Raw genomic sequence first — 20,978 nt, forward strand, 5'->3', positions numbered from 1 at the left:
AAAGGCATTCGTGTGATGGAGAAAGCGGATATATTCATCTCTGGTGGTGGTCTGGCCGGATTGATTGCAGCGCTCGCCTTCGGCAGGGCTGGCTTTTCGGTCATATGCGCAGATCCGATCCCACCCGTTCTATCCCGAAACGAAGGTAATTCTGACCTACGCACAACCGCTTTCCTGCAGCCCTCAAAGGCGTTTTTAGACGATATTGGCCTTTGGTCTGTGCTTGAACATCACGCCATGCCGCTTGAGGTAATGCGCATTATTGATGCGGGCGGGCCTGAAACGACTCCCGAGCCGCGCCAGATCAAAGATTTTAAAGCCTCTGACATTTCAGACCAACCCTTTGGGTGGAACGTTCCAAACTGGCTGTCGCGGCGCGAAATTTCCCTTGCTTTAGAGATGGAACCGCGGGTTCAATTTCTGCCCGGCGTGGCCAGCACAAAGCTGTTCACCCGCGATCAAGAGGCCAAAATCACCTTAAGCAATGGCACGCAGGTCAAGGCCCGTTTGGTTCTCGGAGCAGATGGACGCAGCTCTGAAATTCGAAACCAGGCCGGAATTTCTGTAAGCACCACGCGGTTTGGACAAAAAGCATTGGCGTTTGCGGTCACCCATCCTATTCCTCATCAAAACGTGTCAACGGAAATCCATCGCAGCGGTGGCCCGTTCACGCTGGTGCCGCTTCCAGATTATCAGGGGCAGCCCTCTTCTGCGGTGGTTTGGATGGAAACCGGGCCGAATGCGCTGGCCTTATCGAACATGCCCACCGAGGCTTTTGAAGCAGAAATGAGCGCGCGCTCTTGCAGCCATCTGGGACCTTTGCGCTTGGTGACACGGCGCAGCCTTTGGCCGATCATCAGCCAATTGGCAAACCGATTAAGCGGACAGCGCGTGGCATTGATCGCCGAAGCGGCGCATGTTGTTCCCCCTATTGGCGCGCAAGGTTTGAATATGAGTTTGGGGGATATAGATGCACTGCTCGCGCTGGCCAAAGCGGATCCTGCGCGTTTGGGGGATGCTGAAATGCTGGATCGCTACCACCGCCAGCGCATTGGTGATTTACGCCTGCGCGTTGCCGGTGTTTCCCTGCTAAATTCAGTCTCGCAGGCGCAGGCACAGGCGCTGCGCGACGCAAGGGCGCTTGGCCTAAATGCGCTGCATAGCCCCGCGCCACTGCGCAAAGCGATGATGCGTCTTGGATTGCAAACAAGGGCTGTTTACAGCACTTGATCGATCACCCGCCGAAGCCGCGCGACCGTTGCGTCGACATCGTATAATTTATCCAAGCCAAAAAGCCCAAGACGGAAAGTCATGAAATTTTCTGGCTCATCGCAAGCCAATGGAACGCCGGCTGCAATCTGCATCCCAAGCGCCGAAAACTTTGACCCGTTTTGTATTTTTGGATCGCTGGTATAGCTCACGACAACACCCGGCGCGCCAAACCCGTCGGCTGCCACCGACACAATCCCTTTCGCTTTCAGCATCGCACGCACTTGATTTCCCAATTCCCATTGCGCCGCTTCCAATTTATCAAACCCGAATTCGCGGGTTTCCAGCATCGTATCACGAAACGCGCGCAATGCGTCAGTTGGCATAGTGGCATGATAAGCATGGCCGCCATTTTCGTAAATTTGCATGATGCTATGCCATTTTTTCAAATCAATCGCAAAACTGTCAGAGGCCGTATGTTCCATGCGCTCGACCGCCCGCTGAGACAGCATTACCAACCCCGCTGAGGGCGATGCGGACCAGCCTTTTTGAGGCGCTGAAATAAGCACATCCACGCCGCTGGCCTGCATATCTACCCAAGCGCAGCCCGAAGCAATACAATCCAACACCATCAAAGCCCCAACCTCATGGGCCGCTGAAGACAAAGCCGCCAGATAGTCGGGCGGCAAGATCACCCCCGCCGAGGTTTCAACATGCGGTGCAAACACAATATCTGGCCGCATGTCATGGATTTTTGCAACCACATCTTCAATCGCAGCGGGCCGAAAAGGCTCTTGTGCGCCATTGCCAGCTTGTCGGGCTTTCATCACCTCCACAGCCGCGGCGCCAGATGTGGCTTCAAAAATTTGCGACCATCGATAGGAAAACCATCCGTTGCGCACCACCAAAACATCCGCATCGCGGCCAAACTGGCGGGCTACGGCTTCCATCCCAAAAGTGCCGCCACCCGGGATCAAGGCCACCGCATCCGCGTTATAAACCTGTTTCAACATGGCAGAAATATCGGTCATCACGGATTGAAAAACCGTCGACATATGGTTTAAGGATCTATCCGTAAAGACGACTGAAAATTCTTCTAGTCCCTCGGGATCTACTGTCTTTAGCAAAGCAGGCATCGCGTTTTTCCTTTTATTTTGCTTTATAAATAGGGCAGCGCGCCCCTAAAGGCAAAGTCTAGTTGCTAAGCGGGGCCTTCTGTCACAGCCTCCAGCGCGAGACAAAGCGAAACGGCTTAGCCACACCCGATTAGATTTCCAAAGCATCTAGCGGGCCCGGGCGGCGCTCTTCGCTAAGCAAGACATTTGCCTCAACATCACCAACCCCTGGTAAGGTCATGATTCGGCGCCGTAAAATACGTTCGAAATCAGATATATCGCGCGCCACAACCCGCAAGCGATAATCATAGAGCCCCAAAACATGCTCAACGGTCTGCACCTCAGGAATACCCGTCACAGCCCGTTCAAAATCGTCCAAACTGACGCGGCCCTTAGTGGCAAGCTTTATGCCCAAAAACACCGTCACTCCGAATCCTAAAGCCGCCTTATCAAGCCGCAGCCGTGTGCCCTTGATCACCCCTGTGTCGCGCAAACGCTTTATCCGCCGCCATATTACAGGCTGCGACATCCCCAGAACGCGGGCCAGCGCGCCAGCGCTTTGCCCCGCATCCTCAACCAGGGCGCGCAAAAGCGCTCTGTCAATGGCATCAATCTCGATCATACCGGCAATACTTCATCCGATTTAATCCGCGCCACATGCATCAAAGCTTCGATATCGGCAATATGCGGCAGTGCGAGAATATGGTTGCGGTAAATCGATTGATAATGCGCCATATCGCGGGCAATGACCGATAAGCGAATATCCACCCGGCCAAGAAAACTTTGGATTTCGGTGACTTCTGGCACCAAACGCGCCGCTGCGCAAAATACCTCAAAGGCGGTGGCTTGGGTTTTATCCAACGCCACCCTTAAAGACACTTCCACACTGTAGCCCAGCGCTGACCAATCGATAAGCGCCTCCTGGCCCAATAAAACATCTGTGTCACGCAGCCGAGCCAGCCGGCGCGATAAAACCGCAGGCGTTGTTCCCGCTAATGCGGCCAGATCCGACATTGAAAGCGACGGGTTACTTTGGAAAACCCGCAATATGCGCCGATCAGTAGCATCAAGCATGATTTTTTCTTTTTAATAAAAAATAAAGAATGATTTATACCATATTTAGCAGATTAATACCAAATAAGAAACCTGTATTCTAAAAATACCGATATAACGCTGCAGATTGAAATGCAAATGGAGGGTTTCTGATGCGCGTTTATTATGACCGCGATTGCGATATTAATCTGATCAAAGACAAAAAAGTAGCGATTTTGGGCTATGGATCACAAGGCCATGCCCATGCGCTGAATTTGCGCGATAGCGGCGCCAAAAACTTGGTCGTTGCGCTGCGCGAAGGCTCGGCCTCGGCGAAAAAGGCCGAAGGAGAGGGCTTAACCGTGATGGGCATCGCGGAAGCGGCGGCCTGGTGTGATCTGATCATGTTCACCATGCCCGATGAGCTGCAAGCCGAGACCTATAAGAAATATGTGCATGACAATATCCGCGAAGGCGCGGCGATTGCCTTCGCGCATGGTTTGAACGTACATTTCGGCTTGATCGATCCCAAACCCGGGGTTGACGTGATCATGATGGCCCCCAAAGGCCCTGGCCATACCGTGCGCGGGGAATACACCAAAGGCGGCGGCGTGCCGTGCCTTGTAGCCGTTGATAATGACGCATCAGGCAAGGCTCTGGAAATCGGTCTGAGCTATTGCTCGGCAATCGGTGGCGGGCGCTCTGGCATTATTGAAACGAATTTCCGCGAAGAATGTGAAACCGATTTATTCGGCGAACAGGCGGTTTTATGCGGCGGCTTGGTTGAACTGATCCGCATGGGCTTTGAAACGCTGGTAGAAGCCGGATACGCGCCTGAAATGGCCTATTTTGAATGCCTGCATGAGGTAAAATTGATCGTCGATCTGATTTATGAAGGCGGCATCGCCAACATGAACTATTCAATTTCAAACACGGCCGAATATGGTGAGTATGTCAGCGGACCGCGCGTTTTGCCCTATGATGAAACCAAAGCACGGATGAAATCTATCCTCAGCGATATTCAAACGGGCAAGTTTGTGCGCGATTTCATGCAAGAAAACGCAGTTGGCCAGCCTTTCTTTAAGGGCACACGCCGGATGAATGATGCGCATCAAATCGAAGCCGTCGGGGAAACTTTGCGCGGCATGATGCCATGGATCTCTGCCGGTAAAATGGTTGACAAAGAGCGCAACTAAAAAAGATTTGGGCGCCCTTGATCACATTGGGGCATTGGCGTCCACTTGCTTTTCCTGAACAGGACTGCCCCAAAATATGAAGGACACCCCGCATATCACGAAGGCCAGCTGGCTTATGGTTGCCGCTCTGGGCGTGATCTGGGGCAGCACCTTTATGGTCATCGAACTGGCCCTTGAGCATGTTACGCCGTTTTGGCTGACCGCTGGGCGCATCGTGTTTGCGACCGTTGTCACCGGAGCGCTTTGGCAATTGCGCGGCCGCCGCTTGCATCTGGATAAAACGCGCAGCTGGGGCGGGCTGATTTGCGTGGGATTGCTCAGCACTGCAATCCCGTTTCAATTGATCAGCTGGGCGCAGCAATATGTAACATCAAGCTTCTCGGGCGTTACCATGGCAGCGGTTGCCCTCTTGGTGCTTCCGCTCTCTCATCTATTGATACCAGGCGAAAAAATGACATTGCGCCGCTCGATCGGCTTTGGCATCGGATTTGTGGGCGTGTTGGTTCTAATTGGCTCAAAAGCCTTAGACATGACAGGCGCAGATCTTGAATGGCCCGGCCGCATCGCTTGCTTTGGCGCGGCCAGTTGCTATGCGATCAGTTCGGTTGTGATGCGCCGCCTGGCGCCTATGGATCCTATCGGCTTGGCGGCTGTGAGCCTGCTGATCGGCAGTGGCTTTGTGATTGTTACAGCCTTTGTGATCGAGGGCCCGCCCCCTGCAATAAGCAGCAACGGATGGGGATTATTGATTTTTTTAGGCCTTTTTCCGACCGCGCTGGCAAATCTTTTGCGGGTGCTGGTGATCAGAACCGCCGGCCCTGTTTTCATGAGTTTGACCAATTATCAAGTGCCGCTTTGGTCTGTTATTTTTGGAATTCTCTTGTTAAATGAGCCGTTTCAAATCCGCTTGCTGGTGGCCTTGCTATTGATCATCATTGGCGTTTATCTTAGCCAGTATAAAGCACTTAATAGGCTTTTCTTTGGGGCCAAGTCCTAAAGGTTAAAATAGGCATGCGCGCGTTAAGTCGCATGCATATTTTAAACGTTCAACCCGATATCCAAGCAAAAACAGGGCAAAAAATGCACTTTGCTCACGCTTGGCAAACGGCTTCAACAGCCCCAACAACCTCATCCACAACCTGTTCAAGCAAAGCTGGTTCCGTGCATTCAGCCATCACTCGGATCAGCGGCTCCGTACCCGATTTGCGGATCAACAACCGCCCCTGACCGGCAAGCTTTGTTTCCATAGCCGCAATGGTTTTTTGCACAGGTTCAGCCTCAAGTGGCCTGTCCCCCGCAGCAAAGCGAATATTTTTCAAAAGTTGCGGCACAGGCTCGAACACATTTGCCAAATCGCTTGCGGAGGTATCGCTGCGCTTCATTTCGCCCAAAAATTGCAGCGCGGCCATCAAACCGTCGCCGGTGGTCGCGTGCTCTGTCATGATGATATGTCCAGATTGCTCCCCGCCCAGGTTAAACCCGCCTTGGCGCATTTTTTCAACAACGTAACGATCCCCGACATTGGTGCGCAAAAGATCAATTTTATGGCCTTTCAAAAACTGCTCTAAACCTAAATTCGACATCACAGTGGCGACCAAAGCATTGCCCTGCAACCGATCCTCAGACGCCCATCTTTGCGCCAAAAGACCCATCAATTGATCCCCATCTGCAACCCGGCCTTTTTCGTCGATCAAAATCACCCGATCGGCATCACCATCCAGGCAGATTCCCAGATCAGCGCCATGCGCCACAACCGTTTCTGCCGCCACCTGCGGCTTGGTCGAGCCACAATTATGGTTTATGTTTCTTCCGTTTGGATTGACGGCAACGGGGATAACGTTGGCCCCCAATTCCCAAAGAACTTCCGGAGCCGCTTTATATCCAGCCCCATTGGCGCAATCGATCACCACTTTCATACCATCCAGCCGCACGTCGCTGGGAAAGCTTGACTTGGCACGCTCTACATAACGAAACAAACCATCATCAATCCGCTGCGCACGGCCTATTTGATCGGCAGGGGCCAAACCGTTTGCCCCTTCATCGAGCAGAGTTTCAATTTGATTTTCCACCTCATCGGATAATTTATACCCGTCTGGCCCGAAGAATTTGATGCCATTATCTTTAAACCCATTATGGCTTGCCGAAATCATAATCCCTAAATCAGCCCGCATCGACGGCGTCAACAATCCAACCGCCGGCGTCGGAACAGGCCCGAGCAACAAAACATTCATTCCGGTTGAGGTCAGCCCTGCCGTGAGGGCATTTTCAAACATATAGCCAGAGAGCCGCGTGTCTTTTCCAATCACGACCCGCTTAGAAAGGTTTTTCGATTTTTGGAAATATCGGCCCGCCGCTGCGCCCAGTTTCAGCGCAATATCGGCGGTCATCGGAAAGCTATTCGCTGGGCCGCGCACACCATCGGTTCCAAAATATTTACGCCCCATCTGCCTCGCCCTTTTCCACCGCTTTATCAAGATCAAACGCCTCTCGGGTTTGCCTGACTTCATGAACGCGAAACACCTGAACCCCCTGCGCCCGTGCAGCAAGCGCCACCGAAAGAGATCCAGCCAATCGCTGTTGGGGGTCTTCTACACCGGCAATCTGGCCAATGAAACCCTTTCGCGACACACCCAAGAGCAAGGGCACGCCCAAACCATGGAACAAACTAATCCGATTGAGAAGCGCCAAATTATGTGCGAGTGTTTTGCCAAAACCAATCCCGATATCAGCTAAGATGCAACGCTCGGGTACCCCCGCGGCCACCAATTTGGCGATCTGCGCCTGCAAAAAATCATACACATCTAAAACCACGTCATCATACTGCGGATTGTTCTGCATCATTTCGGGAAGGCCTTGGGAATGCATCACGCAAACCGGGCGCATATTTTCGCCACAGCCCGTCAAAAGATCAGGATCAAAGGTAAAACCGGACACATCATTGACCAAACGCGCGCCCGATTCAAAGGCCGCATCAGCCACCGCCGATTTGCGCGTATCAACAGAGATCGCTACGCTTATCTTTTGCGCAAGCGCTCCGATAACCGGTATCACCCGCGCAACTTCTTCTTGAACCGAAATTTCAACTGCCCCCGGCCGTGTCGACTCGCCGCCAATATCGATAAGATCAGCCCCGTCCTCGGCCATCTGAACCGCTTGCTCAACCGCAAAGTTCGGATCTAAGAACGTGCCGCCATCCGAAAAACTATCGGGCGTTACGTTCAAAATACCCATGATATTCGCACGGTGAAAGTCCATACCGCAAAAATTTGGCCGAGGCCGGGTCAATTTGCTCTTCCACTCGCTTGGCAGGCTGTTGGCATCAACCACTTCACGGCCACCCTCGCGGGTGATCTTTTCAACGAATTGAAACCACGCATTTCCCCCTGCACAAATCAGCGCCGCGGCGGGGCGCGGATAGGCTCTACTCAGCAAAGGGCGATAATACTCTGTCATAATGCAGTGATGCGCAAAAATCTGGCCTATTGCAAGCTTACAAAAGCTGCGCTTGGATCGGCTGGCTGCGCAAGCGCGGCGCAGAATCAACCGGCACCTCAGCGCCGATATACAAACCATCCTGCGCCTCCAAAAGGTCAATAAGCCAATGCGTTAAGGACAGGCTGTTTCGCAGATCACCTTGCGGTGGGTGCGTCGCATCAAGCACCATCTTTGACGGCGCCCAAACGCTGATTTGACCGTTTTTCATCGCCCAATCCAGCTCTGTATGCGTGGCAACCACAACGCAGCGTGGATCCTGCGCCGCAAGCAGCCAAGCATTCTGCTCAATCGCCAGCAACCCAATACGCCGCGCCACTTGCGCATTTTCTGCCTTTGGTTGGGGCAACTCTGGCAGGCCTACGCATAAAATCACAGGCTGTTGGTTGTGTTCCAATGCATCAAGCCAGCCGGTCAAAAAAGGTGAGGTCACCGCCGAATTCGAAAGGTGTATAATCCGCGGTCTGAGGCGATCTTCTTCCGCCTTTTTAAAGGCGGGCAAAGCGGAAGTGCTTGAGCGTACGATTTCAACCCCCAGCGCACCCGGACCCCGATCAAGCTTTTCAATCCGCACAAAGGCCCGTACCGCTTGCTTTTCGCTTAAGATGCGCCCCGCTATGCGCTCTGCCAAGGTTTCCAACAAATTCAACCGTTCAAAATTCAGCTCGGCTGCGATGGCCTCGGTCACCCGATCATAGGATAAAATTTGATCTACATCATCGCTATATTCTGCCGTGGGCCGCACTTCCACCACCACATTGAAACACACCCGTTGCGTAACGCCCCGTTCACTTTGAAACGCACCAATCTCAACCTCAACAATATGGTCGCGCAGAGAAATCCGGTCATATTTGCCTTCAGCGCTGGCTTGCGCACGTTCCAATGGATGGGCAAACGCCAGCCTGATCTCTTCTGTCATGCGGAGGCCTCTCTTCCAGCTTTATCACAGCGATACAAGAGATCTTTCCTTTGGCTGCGATCAGAGGCGTCACCAAAGCCGTCAGTTGCGTCATTTTTCCGGTAAAGTTTTATCAGCTTTTTCCGGCCTGATGGGCATAAAAGTGATGTTCCCCGATGGTGGTTGTGCGATCTAGTTTTTTTGCCCAGCGCGGCGCAACCGATTTAGCATGATAAAACATGGCCCCCGATGTCAGGCGCCGCGGCGCGCCATTCAGCACAAGGTCAGCCACTTTACCCGCCAGCTGGTAGGCCTTTTTATCGTGAATGCGTTCTGCCAGCCCATCGCAATTATAGCTGAATTGACAGCCATGTCGGCGCCCTATCCCTTGATTAACAACACCGCATACTGTGTTTGGAAACGCCCGGCTATCCGCCCTGTTCATGATCACCTCTGCGACAGCAAATTGGCCTGCAATCGACTCTCCACGGGCTTCAAAATAAAGCGCTTCTGCCAAACAGCTCCATTGCTTACCACCCGTGGCAACGGGCAATGTCTCTATATAGGTGGCCGAGTATAACATGTTTTGAGCGGCTTTTTGCCGCGACAAAATCTGGTTAAAACTCCAAGCAGGAATTTTTTGGCGAAACTGCTGATCGACCTGCAGACCCAGCACCACCATTTCTTTGGGAGTATCACTCTGCGCGGCACTGGCCGCAAACCCCATAAAAACAAATAGCAAAAGCGATTTGAACAAGCTCAAAGCATATCTCCAAATGGGCGAATAAGACGTCAGATATTTCACAATATTACGCCTGATGAAGCGTCAGGCTGGCTTATTGAGCGTCCAAATAGGCGGTTTCTTCCTGAATTGCAAGCTGCGCCGCTGCCAACCGAGCGCTGGGCACCCGAAAAGGCGAACAAGACACATAATCAAACCCATGCGCGCGGCTAAAGGCAATTGATTCAGGGTTACCGCCATGCTCGCCGCAAATCGAAATTGTCACATCAGGATGGGCTTTTCGGGCCCGTTCTGCGCCCAATTGCAACAACTCACCCACGCCATCCGTATCAAGCACATGGAACGGATCTTCCAAAAACACTTGTTTTTGTACATAGCGCGACATAAAGCGCCCTGCATCATCGCGCGACAACCCATAGGTCATCTGCGTTAAGTCATTGGTTCCAAAGCTCAGAAAAGCAGAATGCTGGGCAATTTCATTGGCGCGTAACGCAGCGCGCGGCGTTTCCACCATAACCCCCAACTTGAATGCGAAATTAACGCCTGACGAGGTTCGAACCCTAGCGGCTACGGAGTCAATATTACCCTTAACCAGCTCTACCTCACGCTTCGCGCTGACCAAAGGGATCATAATTTCAGGCACCACCGGATCACCATCTTGACTGGCCTCAATCGTGGCTTCAAAAATCGCCTGCGCTTGCATTTCATAAATTTCCGGCACCGTTACGCCCAAACGCACCCCCCGCAGGCCTAGCATCGGATTGTATTCGGCCATATCTTCAATGCGGCGGCTAACATGTGAAATCGGCAAATCAAGCGCATCGGCCAATTCACGGATGCCAGCACGATCTGAGGGAAGAAACTCATGCAAGGGGGATCAAACAAGCGAATACAAACCGGCATACCTTGCATGATTTTAAACAATTTGATGAAATCTGAGCGCTGCATCGGCAACAAACGATCTAACACGGCGCGCCGCTCATTGCTGTCATCAGCAAAGATCATTTCGCGCATCAAGGTCAGCCGATCAGCTTCAAAAAACATATGCTCGGTCCGGCAAAGACCTATGCCATGAGCGTTGAAATTCCGGGCCGTTTGCGCATCGGCCGGCGTGTCCGCATTGGCGCGCACCCTAATGTCACTATGCGTATCAGCCCATGCCATCAAAGATTGAAAAGCGTCATTCAAAGCCGCTTCAATCATCGCAGGTTGGCCGGCCAAAATCTGGCCATTGGTGCCATCTACCGTGATCACATCGCCCTCTTGAAACACCTGTCCATTGGGTGTGGTTAAGGTTTTGTCGGACAGGTTGAGCGAAATCTCATTGGCCCCGACCACGCAAGGCAGCCCGATGCCGCGGCCGATCACTGCCGCATGGCTGGTCATCCCGCCGCGTTCGGTCAAAACGGCGCTGGCGGCATGCATCCCGCGAATATCCTCGGGGCTGGTTTCGCGGCGCACCAACACGCAGGCTTCATTGCGCGCCGCGCTGGCCTGCGCGGCTTCAGAGGTAAACACGATCTTTCCAGCCGCGGCGCCGGGGCTGGCCGCCACCCCCTCACACAGCACATCGCGCGCTGCATCCGGATCCACTTGGCGGTGCAATAATTCACCCAATGACCTTGGATCCACGCGCAACAAAGCCTCTTTTTGCGAAATAATACCATCTTCTGCCAAAGCCACCGCGATGCGCACCGCTGCCGGGGCACGCCGCTGCACGCGCACCCCATCCAGGATGTAAAGCTGCCCATCTTGGATGGTAAATTCAATTTGCATTTCTTCGCGCAACCGAATGCGCATCAGTTTGGCCTGCTCGATCAAAGTTTCAAAAATCTCTGGTGCAGCCTCTTGCAAAGAGGCCCCGCGCTGATCGCTGGTCAGGAAAATTGCCCCCTGATCGCCGCTTAGACCTTCGCGGCCTTGGCTTTGCCGCTTATAGCGCCCGGTCACTTGAGATTGGCCGGTGGCGCTGTTCACCAATTGCAACAGCCCCGAGCCGCATTCGCCCTGCCCCAACCCAAACGCCATTTGCTGCACCACCAAGCCAAGCCCAGCCCCCGCCGGAGCGCCTTTGGCTTGACGCAGCAACCGTGCCGATGTGCCCTCCCAGGCGCGCGCCATTGATGCCAGTACTTGCGTTAATTGGGCATCGCGCTCTTGTGGAAACGCTTCCTCTGCCTCTTCCTCATAGGCCCGCAAAGCCTGTTCTAGGGCCGCGTGATCTTGGCCTTTGATATGATCGAAGATATCAGCGTCTAGGCGAGCCACGTGAATAGAATAGGCCTGCACAAAGCTTAGATATAATATCGCCGCCGCCTCTGCGCCCAGCGTATCGCATAACAGAGCATAGCGCGCCTTATTCATTCCAATATTCAGCACAGCGCCCGGGCCACCCCAATCGGCGCTTTGCGATGACGGGCGCGCACAAATCAAATCCGAATGATCAAAATAGCCAAGGATAGCATTGACATCGACAGGACTGCCCGATGCGATCTTATGCACGGCCTTGAAAGACAAGGCCACCGTCCGAGGAACCGGTAAATCCAAACGAACCAAGCGCTGCAAGCATTTTGCGCGGCCGCCATAGGCCTCTGCCGACATAGCCGCAGTGGGGGTCACAAGCGTGATATCCAATTGCTTTTGCTGCACTGCGGCACCCTTCTTTCTCTTCTGCAGCATAGCTAGAATAAAGCCAGTTTCAAGCCAAAGGTCGCGCGCCCTTTGGCGCCGCCACCGCGCCGCTTAAATTACGCTTCAACCCTACTTAAATCTGCAACTTCAACGCCCAGCGCGCGAATCCGGCTTAGCAGGTTCAACCGATTTCGGCGGATCACCGCATTTTCGGTATTTATTTGAACCGCCTCAAAAAAACCGTCAAGCGGCGCGCGCAGCGCAGCAAGACCAGCCAGCGCATTTGAAAACTCAGCAGCATTCATCGCCTGCTCAATAAGCGGCTCTTGCCGGTCCAATATTTCAAAGACAGCGCGTTCTTGCGCGTTCTGGGCATATTTCACATCGGCGCCGTAAGAATATTCTACGCCATCCTTTGCCTCGGCCTGGCTGAGAATGTTATTCGCGCGTCGAAAGGCTTGCAGAAGATTGTCACCATCATCGGTTTTCAAGAATTGCGATAAAGCCTCCGCGCGCTTTACCAACAGCGTCAAGTTATCATTTCCCGACACCGCGATACAGGCATCAATAATATCATAGCGCAGTCCTTGATCGCGCAAAAATACTTTCAGCCGATCGTGGAAAAATCCTAATAAATCTTGCAAATCTGCATTCGGATAGGCTTTTTGCAGCACCGAAAGCAAGGAAAGAGATACGTTATTCTCAAGCAGTAATCGGATCACCCCAAGCGCTGCACGCCGCAAAGCAAATGGGTCTTTGCTGCCCGTTGGTTTTTCATTGATCGCCCAAAAAGCTGTTAAAAGATCAATTTTATCAGCCAAAGCCACCGTTACAGACAGCGGCGTTTGCGGCACCTGGTCGCTGGGCCCAAGCGGCGCATAATGTTCGATGCAGGCTTTGGCCACATCATCGGGCAAACCCGCCGCATGGCTGTAATAGCTTCCCATAAGCCCTTGCAATTCGGGAAACTCATACACCATTTCTGAAGACAGATCGGCCTTCACCACGCTGGCGGCTTGCGCTGCCAAAGCCGGGTCCGCGCCAATCAGCGCTGCCAGATCTGATGACAATTGCACCAACCGATCAACGCGTTGTTTTTGGCTTCCCAGTTTGTTGTGAAACGTCACATTCGATAAACGATCAACCCATCGGCTCATACCCTCATTCTGCGCCAAACGGAGATCGTTTTCCCAAAAGAATTTCGCATCTGCCAGGCGCGCGGACAGAACCTTTTGATTGCCTGCCAAAATTGTTGCGCCTTGATCCGCGGTGGTTCGGTTCGCAACCGTGATAAACCCTTCTATCTGCGCCGTTTTCGGGTTGCGCAAAGAAAAGAATTTTTGATGTTCTCTCATCGATGTCTGCAACACTTCAGCGGGCAATGACAGAAATTGCGCGTCAATTTTGCCCATCAAAACAACCGGCCATTCGACCAATCCGGCCACTTCAGACAACAACCCACGATCGTCCACAAGATCAAGACCTACGGCAAATGCCTGGTTCGAGGCCTCTTGCCAAATCGACTCTTTGCGCTCTTTTGCATCTAACAGCACAAACGCCCGTTTCAATTTGGCTTGATAATCGTCAAAACCGGTTACGGAAATCGGATCTGGTGCCATAAAACGGTGTCCATAAGTGGTATGACCAACGCTTACGCCCTCAATCTCAATGGGAATAATATCGGCGCCCGCCTCATCGCTTAGCAGGCAGATAATCGAGTGTAATGGGCGCACCCAGCGCAGGTTGCCAGAGCCCCAGCGCATCGATTTTGGCCATGGAAACTGCCGCACGGTTTTTTCAAGCGTTTCGGCAATAATCTCCGCCGCCGGACGACCCGGCTTTTCGATCATGGCGATATAGACATCCCCTTTTTTATCGGCGCGAACGCTTAACGCCTCGCGGGCCACGCCTGCGCCGCGTAAAAACCCTGCTATGGCTTGTTCGGGGGCATCAACGCGCGGGCCTTTACGCTCTTCGCGCAGGCTGGGGCTTTGCGCCAGCAGTCCATGCACGGTCAGTGTCAACCGTCTGGGCGTGGCGAAAGCGGCGGCACCGGCATAGGTTAGCCCAGCCTCGACCAAACCATCCGTCATCGCCTTTTGCAAATCCGCAGCGGCTTTGGCCTGCATACGCGCCGGAATTTCTTCGGAAAATAATTCTATCAATAAATCGGGCATGTCAGTCTCTTTCGACAGGCTTGGGGCAATCTTCGGGGGCAGTTTTCCCATCAAAAACCACCTTGCCGCAGCGGTTAATCTTGGTCCACGCATAGCCCCGTCCATCCGGCAGGATCGCCACGATGCGATCGATCCCATACGTCAAGTTTTCCACAGCTAGGAACGCGCGCGCTTTGCCTTGTTCGATTTGCGCCCCTAAAAACGCGGCGTCAAAACAGTCAAACCATTTTGGAGCCACCAAGGGTTCGGCCGTCTCAAGCGTCACAAATTTGCTTTGAAGCGCCGCCAACGGTTCAGAAGTTGTAAAACACGCTCGATATCGGATTGGCGAGCTGCTCGAGTCAATCGCCTGAAAATCCTGATAGGCGATCGGGGTCACTGCGCCATCACCACGCCGGGTTAACACCACATCCGTTTTCCCATCTGCCACAACCTCATCGTAAAACGCGTAGATCTGAAGGTAATAAATCGAAATACCCGCCACCATTGCGGCAAGGATAATGCTCAATGCAAGAAGTTTGCCGGTCATTGGGTTTGGCCCCCAGCGGCGGTTAAAACAAACGCATCGGCACATTGCTTGGCCAGCGCGCGCACCCGGCCAATATAGGCTTGGCGTTCGGTGACCGAAATCACACCCCGCGCATCCAAAAGATTGAACAGATGGCTGGCCTTGATGCATTGATCATAGGCCGGATGCGCCATGATGATGCGCTTCTGGGTTTTGGGGTCGATATGCTCTTGCTCCAAAATCGCGGCGCATTCCGCCTCCGCTTCTTCAAAATGGCGCAGCAATTGATCGGTATTGGCAACATCGAAATTCCACCGCGCATATTCTTCTTCGGTTTGTTTGAACACATCGCCATATGACAGATGGATCGGGGCATCGGGCGCGTTAAAGGGCATATTCATCACATGATCGACGCCCAGCACATACATGGCCAATCGCTCTAAACCATAGGTCAATTCGCCCGAGACCGGGTGGCAATCATGCCCGCCAACCTGCTGGAAATAGGTAAATTGCGACACTTCCATTCCATCGCACCACACTTCCCAACCCAGCCCCCAAGCGCCCAAGGTCGGGCTTTCCCAATCATCCTCGACAAACCGAATATCATGCAGCGCCATATCGATACCAATCGCTTCCAGCGAGCCTAAATATAACGCCTGCAATTCTGGCGGGCTGGGCTTTATCAAAACTTGATATTGATAATAATGCTGCAATCGGTTTGGGTTTTCCCCATAGCGGCCATCAGTGGGCCGCCGAGAAGGCTGCACATAGGCCGCTGCCCAAGGCCGTGCGCCCAGCGAGCGCAACGTGGTCGCTGGGTGAAACGTGCCCGCGCCCACTTCCATATCATAAGGTTGCATAATGGCGCAGCCTTGCGCTGCCCAATAGGCTTGCAGTCTAAGTATAATATCTTGAAAGCAACGCGGAGGCGATTGGGTCATGGGTTTATGTCTTCATCATTAAGTTATGCGCCCGCCCTACCTAGGCAAAGCCGTGACAGGGGTCAACAAACAAACGGAACATGGCGGCCTGGGCGCTAAAAAAGTCATTCAACTAGGCAAAAACTCTGCTCGAAAGGACTTTCCAAATAAACGCTTCTCCCGTAAACAAAGAGCATCTTAAAATTGAACTATAAACCCAAACGGGGCAAGCAATAGGGGTCGCAGTGGTTTTTTATCGGGTAGTGTTATGGTGTGCCGTTTTGAGCATAACATTTTCGAATTTTGTGATGGCCCAAACACCGGTTTGGATCCAGATCGAAACCCGGCCAAGCTTGCTTGAAATTGAAGATCGCGCCCGAGCCTATTCCGCCAAGCTTCCCAACATCAACGCTTTTTCGCTTGGATCAGGCTGGTATGTGATCGCGATGGGCCCGTTCAGCGAAGAAATTGCAGACGCGCAGCGCCGCGATTTGCAATCACGCTTGGCCATTCCAGGCGATAGTTTTGTCACTTCCGGGTCGAGCTATGGGCCGCAAATCTGGCCAAGCAACCTGCAAAGCGGAAGCGGTGTGGAAACTGCGACGCTCGCCCCACAAAGCGGTACGGGCCGCACGCAACGCCGCATCATCACTGAACCGCTTAAGGATTTAAGCGTGCAAACAGATTTCGAAGAGGAAACCCTGGAACAGGCGCGGCTAACGGAATCCCAATTGAGCATGCCCGAAAAGAAAAACCTGCAAACCGCGCTGAAAAGCGAAGGTTATTACACATCTGTTATTGATGGCCTATTCGGGCAAGGCACCCGCAGCTCTATGCAAGCTTGGCAAGAGGATAATGGGTTTGAAGCGACGGGGGTTTTAACCAGCCAACAAAGACAAGAGCTTTTGGCGCAATATAATGCGGTTCTTGAAGATCTTGATCTGAGGTTGATGACTGATCTAGAAGCCGGGATCAGCTTAAAAATGCCAATGGGCTTGGTGGAATTTGAACGCTATGCGCCTCCGCTTGCGCATTTCAAAGCTAAAGATGACAGCGCCGCAGCGATCTATCTCATTTCGCAAGCAGGCGATTCGAAAGCTTTGCGCGCCATCTATAAAGCCTTGGGATCAACCGAAATCATCCCCGAGAATGGACCACGCCGGCTTTATGATGACAGCTTTACGATCAGAGGCGAGGATCGTGCGATCATTTCTTTCGCGCAGGCTGAATTGGTAGAGGGCAGCATAAAAGGCTTTGTTTTGGTTTGGCCGGCGCAGCAAAAAAGCCAGCAAAAGCGTTTATTGCGCGAAATGCGGCAAAGCTTTGGCGTGCTAAGCGGTGCGTTGGATCCTGATTTAGGGCGCGCCTATGCAAAGATGCCCGATCAGGTCTATGGTTTAGACACCAAAAAACCCATCTTTGTACGCTCGGGCATCTATGTATCAAATCAAGGCCATGTGCTGACAGATGCGTTGGACTTAAGCCAATGTGGTCGGATGACTTTAGAAGATTCCTTTGATGCGAAAATTCTGACAACGGATATCAGCGGAAACGTGGCGTTGTTGCAACCTCAAACGATGCTATCCCCCATCGCTGTTGCGAAATTTTCTCGTCGCGCCGCGGGTTTTGGCGATCCGCTTTTATTGGCGGGTCATTCCTTCGAGGGACGGTTGGGTGGAGCCAGCGTTACAGCAGCGAAAATTGAAGATCTTAAAGGCCTAGGCGGGGAAGAGAATAAGCTCCGGCTCTCATTAGAGGCGCTGCCCGGCGATGCCGGAGGGCCTTTGCTCGATCGCAGTGGTGCGGTGGCGGGATTGCTTTTGGCAACCCGACCCGGAGCGCGCAGTTTACCCGATAAAACCCATCATGCGTTTAAAGCAGAACCGCTCAAAGAACTTTTGTTTAATGCCGGATTGATCGCGGATACCAAGCTCTCCTCAGAGCCATTATTGGACATTCAAATCACCCGTGCGGCCAGGCCACTTGCCGCTTTGGTCAGTTGCTGGCCCCAATAAATCCATCAAATCATATCAGGCGTGAGGTGAATTATTGTCGGGCGGCCTGCACAAAAAGTGGCCTCTATTATACCCGGCAAGTCGGCGAGCAAGCTGGGCTTGCAGGCGGCGCACCCATAGGCTTGTGCCAAGGTTAAGAAATTCGGGTTTGACGCCTGGACGGCCTGAGGCGCAATTTGGGCAGAGATCATACTATCTTCAATTTCCTGCAACTTGGTGTTGTCCCATAGGATAATCGGAAGCGACAATCCAAGCTCCGCTGCAACGCCCAATTCCGGCAAGGAATATTGAAACCCGTAATCACCGATAATCGCCGCCGTCGGCAAACCGGGGCGGCCAATGGCACCTCCAATCGCAGCGGGCAGCGCATATCCCAAAGTTCCAAATCCGGTCGGGTGATGCCAATGGCCCGGTTTTGACATCGGCCAAATTTCTTTTGCCAGATAGGCAAATTGGGTCATATCCGAAAAGATCATTGTATCTTGGGGCAGCGCAGCCTGCAAAGCGCGACAGATTGGCAGGATGCCTGGGCGTTCCAAATCCACTTGCCGCTGCCACGCCCGACACTGCGTTTGGATTTCTTGCGCGCACCAAACCGTGTGCGCTTTATGCCCCCGCAGCTGCGATAAAAGCGCGGGCACAAATGCCTCTGCCCGCATCGAAATTGTCAGCTCTGCTTGATGGCTATCCGTCAGCACCTCCGGGTCTAGATCCACCCGAATCAAAGGAGCCTTATGGCCCAGCTCGGCGCGCCAAAGGTCGCCTTCGGACAATTCGCTACCAATCACCAAGACCAAATCAGCCGATCCAAGAACCGATTTCGCGCCGGAACGCGCCAGTAAAGATCCAAAATGAAGCGGATAAATGCGATCAACCACCCCCCGCCCTGCGTAAGTGGTAAAGCTTGCCGCGCCCAGCTGCTGCAGCAACGGCATCACCGAGACCGCGCGCGCGCCACCCCCTAAAATAACCAAAGGCTTTTTCGCCAAGCGCAGCATCTCGGCAGCTTTTGCGATGTCTTCCGCCTCTGGCGCAGAGGCGCGGGGCAGCGGTTGCGCAGCCGGCGCGGCTTGCGCGGCCGCGGCCAAAGACGCGATCGGTATCTGGATATGCTTGGGGCGCGGCCGCTGTTGGGCAAATTCTGCAAAAGCCTGATCCATAAGACGATAGGCCTGCGCGTCAGATTGCGCCAGTTCTGACCAATCGCAAACGGTTGCCGCTGCCGCACGCTGATCTTTCATCTGATGCAATTGACCCTTGCGGGATTCGATATCATCCAAACAGGACGAAAACACCAATAAGGGCACGCTGTCCGAATAGGCTTGCCCCAAAGCCGTCATAATGTTGCACAGGCCAGGGCCGGTGATCACGAAGGCAACGCCCGCGCGGCCCGTGGCCCGCGCATAGCCATCGGCCATAAACCCCGCCCCTTGTTCATGACGGGCCAGAATATGGCGCAACCCGGCCTCTTCCAATCCGCGATATAATTCTTGGTTATGCACCCCCGGAATTCCAAAAACCACCTCGACACCCCGCGCCTTCAGGGCATAAGAAATTTGCGTACCCAGCGGCGCCATAGAACGTTGCGACATATTAGGCTCTCCAAAATTGCAGGGTTAGCAGCGTGTATACCGCCAATAGCTCCAATCGTCCGATGAGCATGGCGATCGATAAAATCCACTTTGACGCATCATTCAAACCCGCAAAATTTCCCGCAGGGCCGATTTGATCCCCCAGCCCAGGGCCAATATTTGCCAAAGCTGCGCTGGCTGCAGATAGTGACGTGATGAAATCGAGCCCGGTCAGGCCCAAAAGCGTTGCCACCACCGCCAAGGTGACCATGAACAGCATGAAAAACGACATCACCGAGGTAAGCACATCTTCGTCAACTTTGCGCCCATCATAACGGGGTTGAAACACGCCGTTGGGCGATCGAATTCTGCGCAATTGGGTCGAGATAGATGCAAAGGCGAGTTGGTAGCGAAAGATCTTGATGGAGCAGCTGGTTGAGCCAGCGCAGCCTCCGATCAATCCAACAAGGAAAAACAGCGTGACCATAAACCCACCCCATTGCATGTAATCCGCGCTTGTATATCCGGTGCCACTGATAATTGAGGTGATGTTGAACAAGGCTTTGCGCAGGGCCGTTGCTGCGGGCATATTGGTTTGCGACGTTAAAACGATCCAACTGGTCAGCGCAATCAGCCCCAAGCCCATCAAAAATCCTCGAATTTGCCGGTCTTGCAGCAAAGCAGTTTTTTGTCCATTGATCAGCTGAACATAGCGCACGAAGGGCAGCGCCGCCAAAATCATAAAAACCACCGCCACGTATTCCGCCGCTGATGAAAACGCCGCAAATGAGCGGTCATAATTTGAAAATCCACCCGTGGCGACGGTGGTCATCGCGTGCACAGTGGCATCAAAGGCTGACAACCCAACTGCAAAATACGCCAAAGTGCAGGCCATCGTAATTGCGATATAGATGATCGAAATCTGTATCGAAATTGTTGTGGCCCGTGGCAAGATCTTCCCCAAAGTATCAAAGGCCTCGGCTTTAAAAATTTGCATGCCGCCAACGCGCAGTTCAGGCAGAAACACCATGGCCACAACGATAATCCCGATACCGCCCAACCATTGCAAAATACCCCGCCACAGCAGCAGACCTTTGGGCAAATCTTCCAAGCCGGTAAACACCGTAGATCCGGTTGTTGTAAGCCCCGACATGGCCTCAAAGAACGCATCAACATAGCGGGCCTCGGTGGCCCCAAAAACAAAGGGCAACGCGCCAAATAAAGGCAAAGCGACCCACACGCCCGTGGTTAACAAAAAGGTTTGTTGGATGCTAAGCCCTTGCTTAACCCCCGTTGAACAGCCCATAGCAAGCAAGCTGCCAAACAGGGCTGTCAGAATGCCACTATACATGAAAACAGGCCATTGGCCGCGACCCTCGGCAATATCAACCAAGAGCGGGAACACCATTGAAGCACCCAGAATGCCAAGAAGCATTCCAATCACATAGCCGACGGGTCGAAAATCGATCATA

The 20,978-nt window shown here is 53.2% G+C and carries 16 protein-coding genes and 1 pseudogene; 4 read left to right on the top strand and 13 right to left on the bottom strand.

Annotated elements, in window-relative coordinates; genetic code table 11:
- Positions 1-12: 12 nt before the first annotated feature.
- Positions 13-1,230, top strand: coding sequence for a UbiH/UbiF family hydroxylase (locus GN241_12345; GenBank protein XAT58072.1), 1,218 nt, complete (start codon positions 13-15; stop codon positions 1,228-1,230).
- Here GN241_12345 and GN241_12350 read toward each other — a convergent pair.
- The 3 genes from GN241_12350 to GN241_12360 all read right to left on the bottom strand — a co-directional run bounded on the left by GN241_12350 (position 1,218) and on the right by GN241_12360 (position 3,398).
- The gene (locus GN241_12350; protein ID XAT58073.1) at positions 1,218-2,345 is read right to left on the bottom strand and encodes an aminotransferase class V-fold PLP-dependent enzyme; all 1,128 of its coding nucleotides are present in this window, start codon (positions 2,343-2,345) and stop codon (positions 1,218-1,220) included. The genes GN241_12345 and GN241_12350 overlap by 13 nt on opposite strands.
- A 130-nt stretch (positions 2,346-2,475) precedes the next feature.
- Complete coding sequence (locus GN241_12355) at positions 2,476-2,946, bottom strand: winged helix-turn-helix transcriptional regulator (protein XAT58074.1); 471 nt, start codon at positions 2,944-2,946, stop codon at positions 2,476-2,478.
- Positions 2,943-3,398 (bottom strand): winged helix-turn-helix transcriptional regulator, encoded by a 456-nt coding sequence (locus tag GN241_12360; GenBank protein XAT58075.1) that lies wholly within the window; start codon positions 3,396-3,398, stop codon positions 2,943-2,945. The genes GN241_12355 and GN241_12360 overlap by 4 nt, the downstream gene beginning before the upstream one ends.
- A 131-nt stretch (positions 3,399-3,529) precedes the next feature.
- Between GN241_12360 and ilvC the strand changes: the two genes are divergently transcribed.
- Positions 3,530-4,552: a ketol-acid reductoisomerase gene (ilvC, locus tag GN241_12365; GenBank protein XAT58076.1), complete on the top strand. Its 1,023-nt coding sequence runs from the start codon at positions 3,530-3,532 to the stop codon at positions 4,550-4,552.
- Positions 4,553-4,628: 76 nt separating this feature from the next.
- Positions 4,629-5,549, top strand: a complete 921-nt coding sequence (locus GN241_12370; protein ID XAT58077.1) for an EamA family transporter — start codon at positions 4,629-4,631, stop codon at positions 5,547-5,549.
- Positions 5,550-5,643: 94 nt separating this feature from the next.
- On the opposite strand, the gene GN241_12375 is transcribed toward GN241_12370, so the two are convergent.
- From GN241_12375 to GN241_12410, 8 genes and pseudogenes are all read right to left on the bottom strand, one after another.
- Positions 5,644-6,996, bottom strand: coding sequence for a phosphoglucosamine mutase (locus GN241_12375; GenBank protein ID XAT58078.1), 1,353 nt, complete (start codon positions 6,994-6,996; stop codon positions 5,644-5,646).
- The gene (gene folP, locus GN241_12380; GenBank protein XAT58079.1) at positions 6,986-8,005 is read right to left on the bottom strand and encodes a dihydropteroate synthase; all 1,020 of its coding nucleotides are present in this window, start codon (positions 8,003-8,005) and stop codon (positions 6,986-6,988) included. The genes GN241_12375 and folP overlap by 11 nt, the downstream gene beginning before the upstream one ends.
- Before the next feature lie 37 nt (positions 8,006-8,042).
- Positions 8,043-8,963 carry a diguanylate cyclase gene (locus GN241_12385; protein ID XAT58080.1) on the bottom strand — a complete coding sequence of 307 codons (921 nt, stop codon included), beginning with the start codon at positions 8,961-8,963 and terminating at the stop codon, positions 8,043-8,045.
- A 112-nt stretch (positions 8,964-9,075) separates the two neighbouring features.
- Complete coding sequence (locus tag GN241_12390; GenBank protein ID XAT59276.1) at positions 9,076-9,669, bottom strand: cell wall hydrolase; 594 nt, start codon at positions 9,667-9,669, stop codon at positions 9,076-9,078.
- 109 nt (positions 9,670-9,778) lie between these two features.
- Positions 9,779-12,363: pseudogene (locus GN241_12395) on the bottom strand (pyruvate, phosphate dikinase).
- 68 nt (positions 12,364-12,431) lie between these two features.
- Positions 12,432-14,492 (bottom strand): glycine--tRNA ligase subunit beta, encoded by a 2,061-nt coding sequence (locus GN241_12400; protein ID XAT58081.1) that lies wholly within the window; start codon positions 14,490-14,492, stop codon positions 12,432-12,434.
- A gap of 1 nt (position 14,493) precedes the next feature.
- A complete protein-coding gene (locus tag GN241_12405; protein ID XAT58082.1) occupies positions 14,494-15,021 on the bottom strand; it encodes a histidine kinase in 528 nt (175 codons plus the stop codon).
- Positions 15,018-15,941 (bottom strand): glycine--tRNA ligase subunit alpha, encoded by a 924-nt coding sequence (locus tag GN241_12410; GenBank protein XAT58083.1) that lies wholly within the window; start codon positions 15,939-15,941, stop codon positions 15,018-15,020. The genes GN241_12405 and GN241_12410 overlap by 4 nt, the downstream gene beginning before the upstream one ends.
- Positions 15,942-16,201: 260 nt before the next feature.
- Here GN241_12410 and GN241_12415 point away from each other — a divergent pair, with 260 nt between their 5' ends.
- Entirely contained in the window at positions 16,202-17,935 is a 1,734-nt protein-coding gene (locus GN241_12415; protein ID XAT58084.1) for a peptidoglycan-binding protein, read from the top strand.
- A gap of 5 nt (positions 17,936-17,940) precedes the next feature.
- Here the strand turns inward: GN241_12415 and GN241_12420 are convergent, their stop codons facing one another.
- Both GN241_12420 and GN241_12425 read right to left on the bottom strand, forming a co-directional pair.
- Positions 17,941-19,527 carry an acetolactate synthase isozyme1 large subunit gene (locus tag GN241_12420; protein ID XAT58085.1) on the bottom strand — a complete coding sequence of 529 codons (1,587 nt, stop codon included), beginning with the start codon at positions 19,525-19,527 and terminating at the stop codon, positions 17,941-17,943.
- Position 19,528: 1 nt separating this feature from the next.
- Entirely contained in the window at positions 19,529-20,977 is a 1,449-nt protein-coding gene (locus tag GN241_12425) for a potassium transporter TrkH (GenBank protein ID XAT58086.1), read from the bottom strand.
- Position 20,978: the final 1 nt, after the last annotated feature.

The sequence above is a fragment of the Rhodobacteraceae bacterium IMCC1335 genome (genome assembly GCA_039640495.1).
Classification (GTDB): domain Bacteria; phylum Pseudomonadota; class Alphaproteobacteria; order Rhodobacterales; family Rhodobacteraceae; genus Thalassovivens.